Origin of the sequence: Saccharibacillus sacchari, from assembly GCF_037722395.1 — a bacterium.
GTDB lineage: Bacteria > Bacillota > Bacilli > Paenibacillales > Paenibacillaceae > Saccharibacillus > Saccharibacillus sacchari_A.
Window position 1 is genome coordinate 19,322 of sequence record NZ_JBBKAR010000046.1, and the last position, 14,640, is coordinate 33,961.

At 54.0% G+C, this 14,640-nt stretch carries 11 protein-coding genes; 2 read left to right on the forward strand and 9 right to left on the reverse strand.

Annotation, left to right across the window (positions count from 1 at the left end):
- Window positions 1-676: 676 nt before the first annotated feature.
- Both WKI47_RS18095 and WKI47_RS18100 read right to left on the reverse strand, forming a co-directional pair.
- Window positions 677-2,332 (reverse strand): ATP-binding response regulator, encoded by a 1,656-nt coding sequence (locus WKI47_RS18095; protein ID WP_340228578.1) that lies wholly within the window; start codon window positions 2,330-2,332, stop codon window positions 677-679.
- A 114-nt stretch (window positions 2,333-2,446) separates the two neighbouring features.
- The gene (locus WKI47_RS18100) at window positions 2,447-3,961 is read right to left on the reverse strand and encodes a methyl-accepting chemotaxis protein (protein ID WP_340228579.1); all 1,515 of its coding nucleotides are present in this window, start codon (window positions 3,959-3,961) and stop codon (window positions 2,447-2,449) included.
- A gap of 313 nt (window positions 3,962-4,274) precedes the next feature.
- On the opposite strand from WKI47_RS18100, the gene WKI47_RS18105 reads away from it, so the two are divergent.
- Complete coding sequence (locus WKI47_RS18105; protein ID WP_425355481.1) at window positions 4,275-6,011, forward strand: DEAD/DEAH box helicase; 1,737 nt, start codon at window positions 4,275-4,277, stop codon at window positions 6,009-6,011.
- Window positions 6,012-6,091: 80 nt separating this feature from the next.
- Here the strand turns inward: WKI47_RS18105 and WKI47_RS18110 are convergent, their stop codons facing one another.
- The 7 genes from WKI47_RS18110 to nirB form a co-directional block, all read right to left on the reverse strand.
- The gene (locus WKI47_RS18110) at window positions 6,092-7,069 is read right to left on the reverse strand and encodes an SDR family NAD(P)-dependent oxidoreductase (protein WP_340228580.1); all 978 of its coding nucleotides are present in this window, start codon (window positions 7,067-7,069) and stop codon (window positions 6,092-6,094) included.
- Between the two features lie 67 nt (window positions 7,070-7,136).
- Window positions 7,137-7,664, reverse strand: coding sequence for a helix-turn-helix domain-containing protein (locus WKI47_RS18115; protein ID WP_340228581.1), 528 nt, complete (start codon window positions 7,662-7,664; stop codon window positions 7,137-7,139).
- A gap of 271 nt (window positions 7,665-7,935) precedes the next feature.
- Window positions 7,936-8,424 carry a DinB family protein gene (locus WKI47_RS18120; RefSeq protein WP_340228582.1) on the reverse strand — a complete coding sequence of 163 codons (489 nt, stop codon included), beginning with the start codon at window positions 8,422-8,424 and terminating at the stop codon, window positions 7,936-7,938.
- Window positions 8,425-8,826: 402 nt separating this feature from the next.
- Complete coding sequence (cobA, locus tag WKI47_RS18125; RefSeq protein ID WP_340228583.1) at window positions 8,827-9,597, reverse strand: uroporphyrinogen-III C-methyltransferase; 771 nt, start codon at window positions 9,595-9,597, stop codon at window positions 8,827-8,829.
- Entirely contained in the window at window positions 9,594-10,457 is an 864-nt protein-coding gene (locus tag WKI47_RS18130; RefSeq protein ID WP_340228584.1) for a formate/nitrite transporter family protein, read from the reverse strand. Before WKI47_RS18130 ends, cobA begins: the two co-directional genes overlap by 4 nt.
- Before the next feature lie 385 nt (window positions 10,458-10,842).
- Window positions 10,843-11,199: a nitrite reductase small subunit NirD gene (nirD, locus tag WKI47_RS18135; RefSeq protein ID WP_340228585.1), complete on the reverse strand. Its 357-nt coding sequence runs from the start codon at window positions 11,197-11,199 to the stop codon at window positions 10,843-10,845.
- Complete coding sequence (gene nirB, locus WKI47_RS18140) at window positions 11,196-13,682, reverse strand: nitrite reductase large subunit NirB (RefSeq protein ID WP_340228586.1); 2,487 nt, start codon at window positions 13,680-13,682, stop codon at window positions 11,196-11,198. Before nirB ends, nirD begins: the two co-directional genes overlap by 4 nt.
- A 352-nt stretch (window positions 13,683-14,034) precedes the next feature.
- Here nirB and WKI47_RS18145 point away from each other — a divergent pair, with 352 nt between their 5' ends.
- Window positions 14,035-14,631, forward strand: a complete 597-nt coding sequence (locus WKI47_RS18145; RefSeq protein ID WP_340228587.1) for an ANTAR domain-containing response regulator — start codon at window positions 14,035-14,037, stop codon at window positions 14,629-14,631.
- Window positions 14,632-14,640 lie beyond the last annotated feature (9 nt).

Sequence of the window (14,640 nt, forward strand, 5' to 3'; positions counted from 1 at the left end):
TAAGTAGGCTAGGTACGGCGGCGTGATTGCATGCGAATTGAATTAAATTGAATCAAATCGCATTGAATCGCGTCGATGATTGTTTACGCGGATAGGCAGGTAAGCAAATACGCGAACGCTGTACACTTATAGGCGAACTTACGGAAAATTCCAAGCCCAAAAAGCCCGGATCGTGATGTGTTTTGATCGAGAATTCCGAAATAAGTGCGTATATGCACTTATTTCTTTCTTATTTTGCGATTTGGAGAAATTAAGTGCGAATCTACACTTAATTTCTCGGTCTCAGACTCTTTTACGCGATTTTTCTTCAAATAAGTGCAGATTCGCACCTATTTGAAAATTCGAGAGCAAATCGGACGAAATAAGTGCAAAAGCGTACTTATTTCAACAAATCTTGCTCTACGCAAACGTCTCTCCGCGCCAAGCCGTCGCAAGGTTACGCAGGCATACGATTTCGTATCTAACCGCTGTACGAAGCCTCCGGATGAAACCATTTTGAAAGGTGCCCATTTCAGCCCAGCGTAACCCTGATCTGATAGTAAAGAAAAACAAATCAATAGCGATATAAAAAAGACTGTTTTCAACGCCTTAATTGGCTTGAAAGCAGTCTTTTCCGTTCGGTCGAACGTTCCGCCTTCGCGACCGACCCCTTCAAGCTTCCCGTTCGGCGGCCGCCTTACTTGATCGCCGACAAAGCGCTGTACAATTGCAGTCTGCGCAGCGGCTTGAATACGGTAAAGCGCACGTCGTCCAAATTTTGCAAATCCGGCACGGTGCCTAGCGGAGCCAGCAAAGCGACGGGCGGAGCGGACGGCAACGCCGCGATTTGCCGAGCCAAATCGATAAAATGAACATCGAGCAGCACCAGATCGAACTGATCGTTTTTCAACTGCTTGAGCACTTCTTCCGTCGTACGGACGCCGATCGAATAAACTCCCCATCCGCTCAGCAACCGTTCGAGCACCGACAAAGCCGATACGTTGTCGTCGACGCTCAGCACGCGCAACCCGTCCAGACGCAGCGGCGCAGACGCCCCCAGATCAAAATCGGCATAAGGAGCGAAAGGCAAGCTGACGAAAAATTCGGTGCCCAGCCCCGGTTCGCTGCTGACGCTGATCTGTCCGCCCATCAGCTCGATCAGGTTGCGCGTGATCGCAAGCCCAAGCCCCGTGCCGCCGTAGTTTTGCCCGCCGCCCGTCTCGTGCACCTGATGATAAGTTTGAAAAAGACTATCCAACTTGCTCGCCGTGATGCCGATGCCGGTATCGCGCACGACGAGTTCAAGCCGGATCTCCCCTTCCATGCTGCGCGGAGACTGCCGGATCGACAGAAGAATCTGGCCCGCATGCGTGAACTTCACGGCATTGCCGAGCAGGTTGAGCAAAATCTGGCGCAGCTTGCCGACGTCTCCCTGCACGAATACCGGAAGCCCGTCTTCCACGTCCAGAATCAGCTCCACATGCTTTTCGATCGCGCGCGGAGCCATCAGGGAAGCCACGTCTTCGATCGTCGAAGCCGGGTCGAACAACGATACGTCGACGCTTTGCTTGCCGGCTTCCAGCTTGCTATAGTCCAAAATGTTGTTCGCCAGCGTCAATAAAAAAGCGTTGCTCGAACGAACCATATCCAAATACTGCTGCTGTTCCTGCGAAAGCGAGGTCGTCGCCAGCAGATCCGACATCGCGATGCTACCGTTGAGCGAGTTGCGGATCTCGTGCGTCATGAACGCCAGGAAATCCGCTTTTTGCTGCGTGGATTGGCGAGCGGCCTGCGCTTCTCCGCGGTACGTCTCCGCGAGTTCTTCCACGCCTTTTTTGTCTTCGACGACCCGGTGCAAATCTTGCGCGCCATCGGCATTTTTGCGTTCCAACTCCGCTATGTAGGACAGGAACAGCGCCATCGACGTGACTAGTTCCAGATCGGCGTCGGAGAAAGCGCCTTCGGCGCCCAGAGCAGCCAATCCGCCGAATTTTTGACCGTCCGAATACGAGATCGGAAATCCGATCAATCCGTATTCGCCCGACGCTTCCGTACCGACGCGCGTCTGGGATTGAGGCCGGGTCAACGGATGCTTGGAAGTCTGCGGAATCACGACCGGCACGTCCCAATGCGATCCGGTCCAATTGGTGAAATAAGCCGGGTCAAACGAAATCTGCTGTCCTTCGGTAACGATGATCTTGTCTCGGTTAAACACCTTGATGACCGTGCTGACCGGTCCTGCGCTGGATACGACCATAATGGAAGCGGCCTTGATGCGATCGCTGAGCAAATCCACGACATGTTCAGCCGCCTCAGCAAAATTACTGAAAAAATTCCGATTGCCGCTTGCCATTTCCGCACCTCCCGCTACGCGGAGTAAGTAACTGTATTCCTTTCACTATAACTGAAAAACGGCACAAAAAAAACGCCCGAAGGCGTTTGAAGCGAATTATTTTCCTATCCAAACCTATCTCAGCGTTTCCGTAAATTCCACCAGTTCACCGGCTTGGGCGCGCACTTCGACGATCGCGGCATTAACCTGCTGCGTCATCGCTGCCTGCGCTCCGGTCAATTCGGCCATTGCCCCGATATTGCTCAAAATCCGGTCGATCTGTTCTTTCATCTCGTTCAAGCTGCTTCCGATATTGCCGGTCGCTTCCGCGCTGTTGACCGCAAGCTTGCGCACTTCGTCGGCCACGACCGAAAATCCGCGGCCGGATTCGCCGGCGCGCGCCGCTTCGATCGCCGCATTTAAGCCAAGCAGATTGGTCTGCTCCGCCACTTCCTTGATGAAGCTGGAAATATTCTGCGTCTCGTCGGCACTGTGCTTGGCACGGTTGGCCGCTTTGGTCGATTTGTTTTGCATGCTGACGATCGCTTGGGCGCCTTCCGAGATCGAATCGATGCCGGACACGATTTCTTCGATCGCCCGGGACAACATCGCGATTTTTTCGCCTACCCGGTCCACCAGTTCTTCCTTGTTTTTTTCCAACGTGATCTCGCGCAACGTTCCGGCCAACCGAAGAGGCACGCCTGCTTCGTTGCGAACGGTCGCCCCGCTCGCTTTGTACCACCGATATTGCCCGTCTTTGTGGCGGAGGCGGTAATCCATATCCAGATCGGCGCGGCCGCTGTAATCATTCAAATAGTCCGCAAGCCCTTGCTGCGCCGATTCGGCGTCTTCCGGATGAAGCCTCGCGGCCCAACTGTCGAGCACGTTCGGAAGTTCTTCCACGCTCTGATACCCCAACATCCGGCGGAATTGATCGGAGAACCAGATATCGTTGCGCGGATTGACCGGATCGCCCGCGATGACCGTCATGTCCCACGGCGATTCCGTCAGCGCCTGATTGATCAGATCATAGCGCGTCACCAGACCGTCCAGCTCGTCCTCGCGCAGCTTTCGTTCATGGATATCGAACAAAGCCCCGACAACGCGCAGCGGAACGCCGCTCTCATCGCGCGTCGTCGTGCCCGTTGCGCGGAACCAGCGATAGTCGCCGTTTTTCAACAACAGGCGGTACTGGACATCGTAAGGCGTTTTGCCCGAATGATCGTTCAGATGGGACGCCAAAATGCCGACTACTTTTTCTTGTTCGTCCGGGTGCAGGCGGGAAGCCCAACTATCGAGAATATTCGGAAAATCATGCTCGCCCGAGTAGCCCAACATCCGACGGAAATCATCGCTCCACATAAAAGTGTTGTTCGGGTTAACCGGATCGCCCGCGATGACCGTCATATCCCACAGTCCGACCTCGATCGCTTTCGAAACCAAATTCAACCGAAGCTCGGCATCCTCCGTCTGCAAGCGGGCGAGTTCAAGCACTACATTGAGATTGTCCGCAACCTCGCGTACTTCGTCCGAAGCATTCTGTATATCCAATTTGCCGCCGATCATGCCTTGTTCGGCCCATTTTCTAAGCTCCCGACTTGCTTCAAGCAGCGAAGCGACGGGATTGGGTGCAGCCGTTTTAAACAACATTGCGAGTTCCTCCTTCGATGTTCCGGCCTCACGGTGCAAACTCACAACGTCTTCCGGTCAAAATTTTGGCAATAGCCAGTCGGCAAGCCAATTAACTTCACTATAAACCATGATACCGATCAAAAGCATCCGATCATTCAGAAAAAGAACATTGCGATTCCGGCTCATTTCCTCGAAAGGACTCTGTTTAAATCTTCGATTGTATGTTAAAGTTGTAAGTTGCATCACTCTGTCATTTTCCAACGAACTTTTCCCGCGCCTGTATCCAAGGCACGGAATCCCATAGATTTTTTTCATATAAAAAGGAGCCATCATGACATTTAACGATTTGAACCTGATCCCTTCGATCCTCAAAGCCCTGCAAAAGGAAAACTATACATCGCCAACGCCGATTCAACAGCAAGCCATTCCCGTTGCCCTGGAAGGTCGCGACGTGCTCGGCTGTGCCCAGACCGGAACCGGTAAAACGGCTGCTTTCTCGCTTCCGATCATTCAACGCCTGTCCGCTAACGCCAATCCGGCAACTGCGGGAAAACGTCCGATTCGCTCGCTGATTCTGACTCCGACGCGTGAACTGGCGATTCAAATCTACGATAATATCCGGGCTTACGCACGTTATACCGATCTGCGCAGCCAAGTCATCGTAGGCGGCGTCTCGCAGACTCCGCAAGAACGCGAGCTGAAGCGCGGCACGGATATCTTGATCGCGACGCCAGGGCGTTTGCTCGATCTGATGAACCAAAAGCACGTCAATCTGGACTCCATCGAAATCCTGGTGCTCGACGAAGCCGACCGTATGCTCGATATGGGCTTTATTCGTGATGTTCAAAAAATCATCGCTAGAGTTCCGGCCAAGAAACAAACGCTGTTCTTCTCGGCAACCATGCCGCAGGAAATCGCCGACCTCGTCGACTCGCTGCTGGTCAACCCGGCCAAAGTGGAAATCACTCCGGTCTCTTCGACCGTTGATCGTATTCGCCAAGCCGTCTATCTGGTCGATAAGCCAAATAAACAGAAGCTGCTAAATGACATTTTGAAAGATACTTCCATCGAATCGGCGCTCGTCTTCACCCGGACCAAGCACGGCGCGAACCGCGTTGCTCGTCTGCTGGACCGTGCCGGCATCTCGGCGCTGGCGATTCACGGCGACAAGTCGCAAAACGCTCGCCAAACGGCATTGAACAATTTCAAAAACGGCACGACCCGCGTTCTCGTTGCTACGGATATCGCCGCGCGCGGCATTGATATCGACGAGCTGTCGCATGTCATTAACTTCAATCTGCCGAATATTCCGGAGACGTACGTTCACCGGATCGGCCGTACCGGTCGCGCCGGACGTGACGGAATCTCGATCTCGTTCTGCGAAACGGAAGAGCTGCCATACCTGAAAGATATTCAGAAGCTGATTGGCAAAAGTATTCCTGAAGTCACGGACCACGCCTACCCGATGACGGGCGAGACACCTGCGACGCCGCAAGCTGCGCAAAAAGGCCAGCAGCAAGGACGCGGCCGCCGCGGAGGCGCGCAGTCTGCACAAGGTCAAGCTCAAACCCAGCCAAACGGTGCCAAAAATACGCCAAAGGCCAAAGCTCCGCAAAACGGAAACAAAGCTACGGCGAAGTCTCCAGCAGACAAAGCCCCAACTCGTCCGAACGCACCGAAAAAACCGGCAGCTAAAATCAATGCTCCGCAAGCGACAGGCCAAGCTCAAACAGCTCCCGCTACCAAGGCTCCTGCAAAAGCCGATGCCAAGCCGCAACAGACAGCGAAAAACCGCCCTGCCGGACAACCGGCACGCGCAAACAGCAATAAGCCGGCCTCGACTCAAGCGGGAGCGGGCAGCGAAGCCAACCGTAACCGGGCAGCGAAAAAGCCGCAAAACGGCCCGCGCAACGCAGCAGACAGCAAACGCCCGCGTACAGGCGGACGTCCGCAGCCGGGTACGGCAGCTTCGGCACGTGCCAGCGCCAACAAAAAGTGGACCGACGGCCAATGGGCAGCGGATACTCTTTATCGGGCTAGCTACGGTCTTTCGGGTGACAAAACGTAACCTTTTCTGCCCTGCTTTTTTTCTATGGATATTCAAAAAGCGCGACATTCCGCCGCGCTTTTTGTGCTGTCCAAAACTATTTATTTACTTTCGCGTTCAATCGCTCGTCCTTGCATCGCTTCTATAGTCCGTGCGACGCCTTGTTCGTATGGCGTAACCGGCATAGGCCCGATCAACGCTTCATACTTGGCTCCGCTCAGCAGCAAAGGCTTTTCCGTTAAATACAGCATCTCCACGATTTCCTTCATTACAGGCACGAACACTCCCAACAGCGACAGCGAGGCTCGGCCTAACGAAATGACAGGTTTTCCGCTACCCGCCGATTTCTGCGCTAGCTCGACCAAGCGGTATCCAGCGATCGGCCCCGCTGACGGAATATGCCAGTTTTGCCCGTACGCCTCTTCTCTCAAAGCCAGCTCCACGATCATCTTGCCTGCATCCGGCAGATAGACGAACTCGCGCGGTACTTTTTGGCTTCCGATAAAAACAGTGGGCTTGCCCGCCGCAATATCTTCAAAGGTCTTCCCCAGATAAGAAGCCTGATTCATGGACGGACCGTAATAATCGGGCAATCGCACAATCAATTTCGCTACGCCGTCGTAGCGGGGATCGAACAGTAACTGCTCAAATTCAAGCTTGGTGCGTCCTTTTCGGGTATGCGGCTGTTTGGGAAAGTCTTCTCGGATTGGCTGCGCCGATATCCGTTTGCCGTAAGGGTAAATGCCGTCGACTGCCACAACCTTCGCTCCCGCCTGTTCCGCTCCAGCCAATACAGCACGCGCCATCGGCAGCAATTTTTCCTCCATCTCGTGATAAGGAACCGATGCGGCATGGAAAATGACCTGCGTACCTTGCGCCGCTTCAGCCACATGAACGGCATTAAACACATCCCCTGCATACAGCCGCACCAAATCCGAACCGCCCAACTCTGCTTTTAATGCCTCCAACTTTTCGACGGTGCGCCCAAACAGTACGACTTGAATACCTCTCCCTACCAGTTCTTGCGCAATCACTTTCCCCGTTCCGCCTGTTGCTCCAAGTACCAATGCCTTTTTCATCTGATTCATCTCCTGTTTAATTAATTATTGATTGATCAATTATTAATGTTAAGAAAAAAGAGCCGTCTTAGACGTCCTCTTCCTCCATCAAATCCGGTAAATCGAGCGACATGGAGATATTGCAAAGCATGCCGCGTGCCAAAAATATAAGGGTTCGTTGCTTGGGTTTATCAATCCCGGCCTGCCGAAAGGCGCCTTCGATCAATGTGCGTACCTCGCGGAATCCTTCCTGCATAATGCCGACAATACGGGGTTCTACCATCGCTTGCGCTTGCATTTGTAGCAGGATTTCACTCCGGTGGCTCTCCATAATGCGTATATAAGCGCCTACCAATTCCGGTTCGAGCGTCTCTGTTTCGGCCTGACCGATCACAGCGGTGAACGCTTCGACCATGCGACGGAAAGATACGACAAGCGCTTCGGCCAACAAATCTTCCTTCGTCGCAAAAAAGCGAAATATATACGGCTGCGAGATACCTGCACGTTCGGCGACCTTTGCGGTTGTTGCAGGATAATAGCCGACCTCGGCAAACACCTCCACAGCAGCAGACACGATCTCTTCTTTTCGATTCACGGATGCGGGTTTTCTAGCCATTGAATTCTCCTTGCTTTCAAAATTAGTGATTGATCAATTACTAATGATTATAGCGAATTATTCAAGAATGGCAAGCCCTGATCGTGAAATACAAAAAAACTCCGCTTCGGCAACGGAGATCGGTCAGGGCGGCACATCGAAGATTAGCGATTCATCTCTTCTGCCATCAACTTGAGCTTCTTCAAAAACATACACGCGTCCTTCCGGGTAAAAAAGTGCCTTTCGAAGCAGAAGCCATGCTCCAATAGCACGGCTTCTCATGCCCAGAGCCTTACATATACAACATCGAAAAATGAAGCTCATGTCCCTGTTGCTTGAGATAGTTGTATAACTGGGAGCGGTGGTGGAACAGATGGGTCAATGTCTCGATCTGCCATTGAATCTGGGTGTGTCCGGACTCGGCGTAGAACGCTTTGGTGGAGCGCGTCATAAGATCTTCAAGGCTCAACGAAGTGATGTACGCCTTGTACTGTTCGAAGCTTTCGCGCAAAGCGGCAGCCAGACGTTCAGGGTCGGATTCGTTGTCCAGGCTGCTCTCGACCGCGCCCACTTCTTCGGCATTGCCTTCCTGCATGATCTTCAGATCGCTCCGCGGCACCAAAGCAAAATGACGAACCAATTCAGGTAGCGAGCGCATATCGTCTTGCGGGCGGTAATTCCAGTCTTCCGGACGGATCAGACGGATCAACGCTTCGCCGGTACGCACGCCTGTTTCAAGTTCGGTCAGCAAGTGATCACGGATTTGCAAAGCTTCGGTCATGTTATTTTCTCCTCTTTTTGGGGGATGCACGTCGCCTTTAGTATAACGGGAAAAAGAGGTGGGAACAAGTGTTTGTTTTTTTGAAAGGATAAGGTTGTATAAGCAGGTCCCGTTGCTGGAGATTTGGATTGATTTGAAAAATCAAATAAGTGCTGATATGCAATTAATAGGCTTGTATTTCGCAGTTTGGAACAAATAAGTGCTGTGGTGCAATTAAATTGGAACGATTTGAGCTTTGGATACTTTTTTGGCTCCACTAACTGCACTTGAGCACTTATTTCTTCATTTTTGATAAACCGGAGCGAATTAATTGCATATCTGCATTTATTTTAATACTCATATGTAAAAAAAGACCTCGGTTTCGCTTCAATGCGAAGTGTGAGGTCTTTGGGCACAGCCTGTTTAAACGATATGTCGATTTTCCCATTCCGACGGTCGCAACATCTCTCGCATGCCTACCGTATCGCCGATAAGCAGCATGGCCGGATTGCCCACTTTCATCGTAACTGCAAGTCGTGAGATGCTGCCCAAAGTTCCGGTAATCACGCGTTCGGCTTCCGTTGTCGCATTTTCGATCAAGGCAGCAGGCATATCGGCATCGCGGCCGTGGCGAATCAGCTCGCTGCTGATTTCTTCCAGGCGAGAGACCCCCATATAGATCGCTAATGTATCCACGCCCTGTGCAAGCAAATCCCAGCGTACCGGCTCTTCGGCTTCACCGCAGCGACTTCCTGTGACGACAGCGAACGAAGCGGCCGTGCCTCGGTGCGTGAGCGGAATGCTGGCCGATGCGGACGCTCCGGAAGCCGAGGTGACGCCGGGCACGATCTCAAATTCGATCCCTGCCCTCGATGCGGCCAACGCCTCTTCTCCGCCACGCCCGAACACGAACGGATCGCCACCCTTCAGCCGCACCACACGATGGCCGACTTTCGCGTAATCCACGATCAGACGGTCGATCTCGCTTTGCGTCAGCGCATGGCGTCCGGGAGCCTTGCCGCAGTAGATTTTGAGCGTGCCCGCTGGACAATGCCCAAGCAGCTTGTCGCTGACCAACCGATCGTACAATACGACATCCGCCTGTTCCAGACGACGCAGCGCTTTGACCGTAATCAGTTCCGGATCGCCCGGACCCGCGCCGACGATTGAAATTTTACCCCGGCCCCGGCTCATACGCTTTTCTCCAAAGCAGGCAGACGCGCTGGTTCTTTGTCGGTTTCCGCGGATGCCACGGGAGCCAGCTTGCTTCGACCTTGCTTGAGTCCCCAATAAATCAGCAGTCCGGTAAACAAAGCACCTCCGACGAAATTGCCGAGCAACACCGGGATGCCGCTCCAGACCAACCAGTCCATGCCGTTTACGTTCGCGCCCAGCAGCATGCCTGTCGGGATCACGAACATATTGACGACGGTGTGCTCGAAGCCTTGTCCGAAAAAGATCAGGATCGGCAACCACATCGCGGCGATTTTGCCGCTTGTCGATTTGGACGTCATGGCCATGACCGCGCCGAGCGTAACCATCCAATTGCAGAGAATGGCTTTAACGAATACGAGCAGCATGCCGGATGCGCCGAACGCTTGGTAAGCGAGCGTTTTGGCTTCGGTTGTGCTGACGATGGTTGCGATTAACGGATTGGACATGTCGGTGCCGGCTTTGGTCGCGACGAGCACATACGCCAGGGCATATAGACCGCAGCCGATCAGATGGCCGACGATGACCCAGAAGTAGTTTTTGAGCATCGCGGAGACGGTTGTTTTTTTCTCCAGTACGGCCAGCGGGATCAAGGCAAAGCTGCCGGTGACCAGTTCTAGACCGAGCAGTACGATAATGACGAAACCGACCGGGAACAAGATGGCGCCTACCATTGGAATACCGGTTTGAGCGGAAGCGGTCATCGCCAGGGTGGTCGCGCAAGCGAGGATTGCTCCGGCCAGTCCACCGCGGATCAACAGTTGTGCGGTGGTCAGTTCGGCTTTGGTTTTGCCGGTGTCGATCATCGTTTGGAGCACTTCGGTCGGTTTGACGTAATCCATGTGGGTTCCTCGCTTTCTGAAATGGGGGGTGGGGAGCATATTGTGGCGCTTCGGGAGAAATTCGTTCAAGACGCTGTTTCACCCGGAAAACTGGATTGGATTTAAATAAGGATGTTTTCCGAGTTCAAAGGCGTCTTTCACTGAATTTCTCCCTACGCTTACGATCTGCTGGGTAGTGGGTAGGGTTGGAATTTGGGACAGGCTGCAAGCTGTTTTGGATTCCTCATTCTTAGTTCTCAGTTCTTAAAGATTGGGTTTGGTGAGTAGGTGCCTTTTTCAGCATCGCGCTCGGTCCAAACCTTAACTAAGGCTTACATGAATCTGGTTCAGATAATAGGCATCGTACTTAGCCGAAAGCTGAATTGAATATCTGGAACGACTCGGATTAGGCGATATGGGTGTCGGCGTCGGGGGTGCAGAGTAGGGATGCCGGTAAGGTCAAGTAGATCGTGCCGTCGGCTTGGACTTCGGCGGGGAAGGTCTCGATACAGCCTTTGTCGGGGTCGAGGGCTTCGCCGCTACGGAGGTCGATACGCCAATCGTGCAGAGGGCAGTGGACGACCGGGCCGCATACCATGCCTTCGGAGAGCACGCCGCCCTTGTGGGGGCAGCGGTTTTCGACGGCCAGGATCTCGCCGTCGGAAAGGCGGAAAAGGGCGATTTCGAGACCGTTGACGTTGAGGCGGCGCGAGCCTAACGGGTCGATATCGGTGAGCTTGCCTACTTTGATTTGTGGGCTCATGCGGATTCCTCCTCTTTGCTTCCGTTGCGGTCGGTTGACGATACGGACAGCACTTCGGCGGCCGGGAGACGTTCGAAGTTTTTACGCAGTTCCGGTTCGTTGACGATTTGTTTCCAGGGATCGACGGTGCGGTCCAGCGTGTCGCGCAATCTCAGATGCAACGCTTTGCGTTCGGCTTCGTCGCTGAGCACTTGCTTGACATGATCGAGGCCGACGCGTTCGACCCACGGGGCGGTGCGCTCGTTCCAGGTCGCGTTTTCGCGGTAGTATTGCAGGAACGCGCTGGCCCATTCTTCCACTTCGTCGTCTGTTTTGACGAAGCACAGCAGATCGGTTGCGCGGACATGGATGCCCGCGTTACCGCCGACATGCAGTTCCCAGCCCCCGTCCACGGCGACGACGCCGAAGTCTTTGACGGTCGCTTCCGCGCAGTTGCGCGGGCAGCCGGAAACGGCGAGTTTGACTTTGGCGGGCGCGTTCATGCGCTCGAACGCTTTTTCCAGGCGTACGCCCATGCCCATCGCGTCCTGCGTGCCAAAGCGGCAGAAGGTGGAGCCGACGCAGGTTTTGACGGTGCGGAGCGCTTTGCCGTAGCCGTGGCCGGAAGGCATGTCGAGCGCTTCCCAGACGCCGGGCAGGTCTTCTTTTTTCACGCCGAGCAGATCCAAACGCTGTCCGCCCGTGAACTTGACCAACGGAACGTCGAATTTCTCCGCGACTTCGGCGATCCGCTTCAGTTCGGTCGGGGAGGTGACGCCGCCGTAGATACGCGGGATGACCGAATACGTGCCGTCTTTTTGAATATTCGCATGGTAGCGTTCGTTGGCGAAACGGGATTCTTTCTCGTCTTTGTATTCCGCCGGGAACAGCATGCCGAGGTAATAGTTCAGCGAAGGACGGCATTTGGAGCAGCCTTCGTCGTTGTTCCATTCGAGCACGTTCATGACTTCTTTGACCGTTTTGAGCCCCATGCGCTTGATCTCGGCTACGATCTCGTCGCGGCTCAAGGCAGTGCATCCGCAGATGCCTTCTTTGACCGTCACGACGTCGTCGCCCGCATAGATTTGCAGTAGCCCTTCGACTAATGGCTTACAGCCACCGCAAGAAGCCGAGGCTTTCGTGCAGCCTTTGATCTGGCCAAGGCTGGTACAGCCGCCTTCGATCGCGGACACGATATCGCCTTTGGAGACGCCGTTGCAGCCGCAGACGATTTCGTCGACCGGCATGGCTTCCAGCCGCGCCGTGCTACCTCCACCACTGCCGGACGCAAGAGCGTCGGCGGGCAAGCCGAGCAGCAGCTCTTTTTCGCGTCCCGCGATATTTTCACCGCTTTTAATCAGGGAAAACAATGAAGCGCCTTCCCCCGTCTCGCCGAACAGCACGGCTCCGATCAGTTTGTTTTCCATAATGACAAGCTTCTTATATACGCCTTCGATTTCGTCCTGATACCGAAGCGCCCGAGCGCCTTCCGGTTCGACGAAGATTCCGCCCGAGAACACGTCGACGCCCGAGACTTTCAGTTTGGTCGACGTGACCGAGCCTGCGTATCCGTCGACCGGAACGCCTGCAAGGCTTTTCGCCAATACCGCGCCCTGCTCGTACAGCGGCGCGACCAATCCGTAAGCGATGCCCCGGTGCTGCGCGCATTCGCCGACCGAGTAGATGCCCGGCACGTTGGTCCGCATGTAATCGTCCACGATAATTCCGCGCTCTACGGCGAGTCCGCTACGCTCCGCCAAAACGACGTTCGGACGGATACCGACTGCCATAACGACAAGATCCGCTTCGAGCATGCTGCCGTCTTTGAACAACAAGCCTTTGGCGCGCTGCTTGCCGAGCACGGCTTCCGTTTGCTTTTTGAGCAGGAACTTCATGCCTTGGGCTTCCAGCTCTTTTTGCAGCATCAGGGAAGCGGGACGGTCGAGCTGGCGTTCCATCAGATATTCGTTGATATGAATAACGGTGACGTCCATGCCCAGATTGAGCAGGCCGCGCGCCGCTTCGAGTCCCAGCAATCCGCCGCCGATCACCGCCGCTTTCGCGTGCTTGCGGGATGCTTCCTGCATGGCGACGCAGTCTTTGATATCGCGGAAGCCGATGACGCCTTCTTTGTCCGCGCCGGGAATGGGCAGGATGAACGCGTTGGAGCCGGTTGCCATGATCAGCTCGTCGTAATCGACTTCGATGCCGCCTTCGGCGTACACCCGGCGATTGTCGCTGTCGATCTTCGATACGGCCTGGCCGAGATGCAGCGTGATGCCGTTTTCCCGATACCAGTCCAGATCGTTGATCACGATCTCTTCCATACTGGCGCCGCCTGCCAACACGGACGACAGCATGATGCGATTGTAGTTCGGATGCGGTTCCGCACCGAATATCGTAATGTCGTACAGGTCCGGCGCCAGCTTGAGCAAATGTTCGATCGTACGCACACCGGCCATGCCGTTGCCGACGAGCACCAATTTTTTGCGTTTGTTTGCCATACGGAATCGCTCCTTTCAAGATCAGAGGGGAGTATCGGAAAACACAAACAACCCGCTTCACCCGCTTCGGAAAACTAGCTTTTCCCGTTGCTGTTTGAGGTGAGCAGGCGCCATTGCCGCTTCAGTCGGACACATCGTTGTATCCGCGTCATTTCTTGAGTCCGACTATACCGGAATATGATTTATGTGTCAACAATTTTGACATTTAATTTTTGTGATTTTAAAATAATCGACAAATCATCGAGATTCATGTTATAAAAATTAACACAAATAAAAATAAGTACAGGAGTTGTCGGCTAATTACCCTGATACTTTTTAACGAACGGATTCTACAGCAGAAGGAGCGTCGTTCATGCACAGCTTACTGATCGTGCACCATTCTTCCGATCCACCTTCCGGTTTGGCGATGCACGAAAACGACCCTGTCCGATTGCTTGGCGAATGTGGCTATATCATCGAATCGGCCTGCACTCGCGACGAAGCCTTCGAGCGGGTAGGCGAGACGGACGCTGCCGTGCTTGCTCTTCCTATCACCGAAATGAACGACTGGGCGGACGTACTCATGTCACGCAAGACTGTCCCTGTCCTCTGGTGGTGTACATCCGAGACGGCTACTCTGTCGGTGTCCGCCTGCGAAGACGATGTGCGGATCGACGGCGTCCTTTCCCCTCATATGCAGCCGTCGGAGATCCACTGGATTTTGCATTTTAGCTCCAGACGCTGCTACGAACGGGTTCAATGGACCAAAGAACGGGAAAAACTGCTCGCCAGATTGGAAGAACGCAAATGGATCGATATGGCGAAAAGCATTTTGTCCAAAACGAAAAAAATTTCCGAATCCGAGGCTTATGATCTGCTGCGCAAACAGGCCATGAACGAACGTAAACGCATGGTCGACGTCGCCACATCCATCGTGAAAGTCTATCAATTGCTGCATGAACCATCCTGAGGAGGCCCA

What these genes read in the sequence shown, in the direction of transcription:
- WKI47_RS18095 (WP_340228578.1), bottom strand. Translation starts at nt 2,332, where the DNA reads ATGGCAAGCGGCAATCGGAATTTTTTCAGTAATTTTGCTGAGGCGGCT.
- WKI47_RS18110 (WP_340228580.1), bottom strand. Translation starts at nt 7,069, where the DNA reads ATGAAAAAGGCATTGGTACTTGGAGCAACAGGCGGAACGGGGAAAGTG.
- WKI47_RS18120 (WP_340228582.1), bottom strand. Translation starts at nt 8,424, where the DNA reads ATGACCGAAGCTTTGCAAATCCGTGATCACTTGCTGACCGAACTTGAA.
- cobA (WP_340228583.1), bottom strand. Translation starts at nt 9,597, where the DNA reads ATGAGCCGGGGCCGGGGTAAAATTTCAATCGTCGGCGCGGGTCCGGGC.
- WKI47_RS18130 (WP_340228584.1), bottom strand. Translation starts at nt 10,457, where the DNA reads ATGGATTACGTCAAACCGACCGAAGTGCTCCAAACGATGATCGACACC.
- WKI47_RS18105 (WP_425355481.1), top strand. Translation starts at nt 4,275, where the DNA reads ATGACATTTAACGATTTGAACCTGATCCCTTCGATCCTCAAAGCCCTG.
- WKI47_RS18100 (WP_340228579.1), bottom strand. Translation starts at nt 3,961, where the DNA reads ATGTTGTTTAAAACGGCTGCACCCAATCCCGTCGCTTCGCTGCTTGAA.
- WKI47_RS18115 (WP_340228581.1), bottom strand. Translation starts at nt 7,664, where the DNA reads ATGGCTAGAAAACCCGCATCCGTGAATCGAAAAGAAGAGATCGTGTCT.
- nirB (WP_340228586.1), bottom strand. Translation starts at nt 13,682, where the DNA reads ATGGCAAACAAACGCAAAAAATTGGTGCTCGTCGGCAACGGCATGGCC.
- WKI47_RS18145 (WP_340228587.1), top strand. Translation starts at nt 14,035, where the DNA reads ATGCACAGCTTACTGATCGTGCACCATTCTTCCGATCCACCTTCCGGT.
- nirD (WP_340228585.1), bottom strand. Translation starts at nt 11,199, where the DNA reads ATGAGCCCACAAATCAAAGTAGGCAAGCTCACCGATATCGACCCGTTA.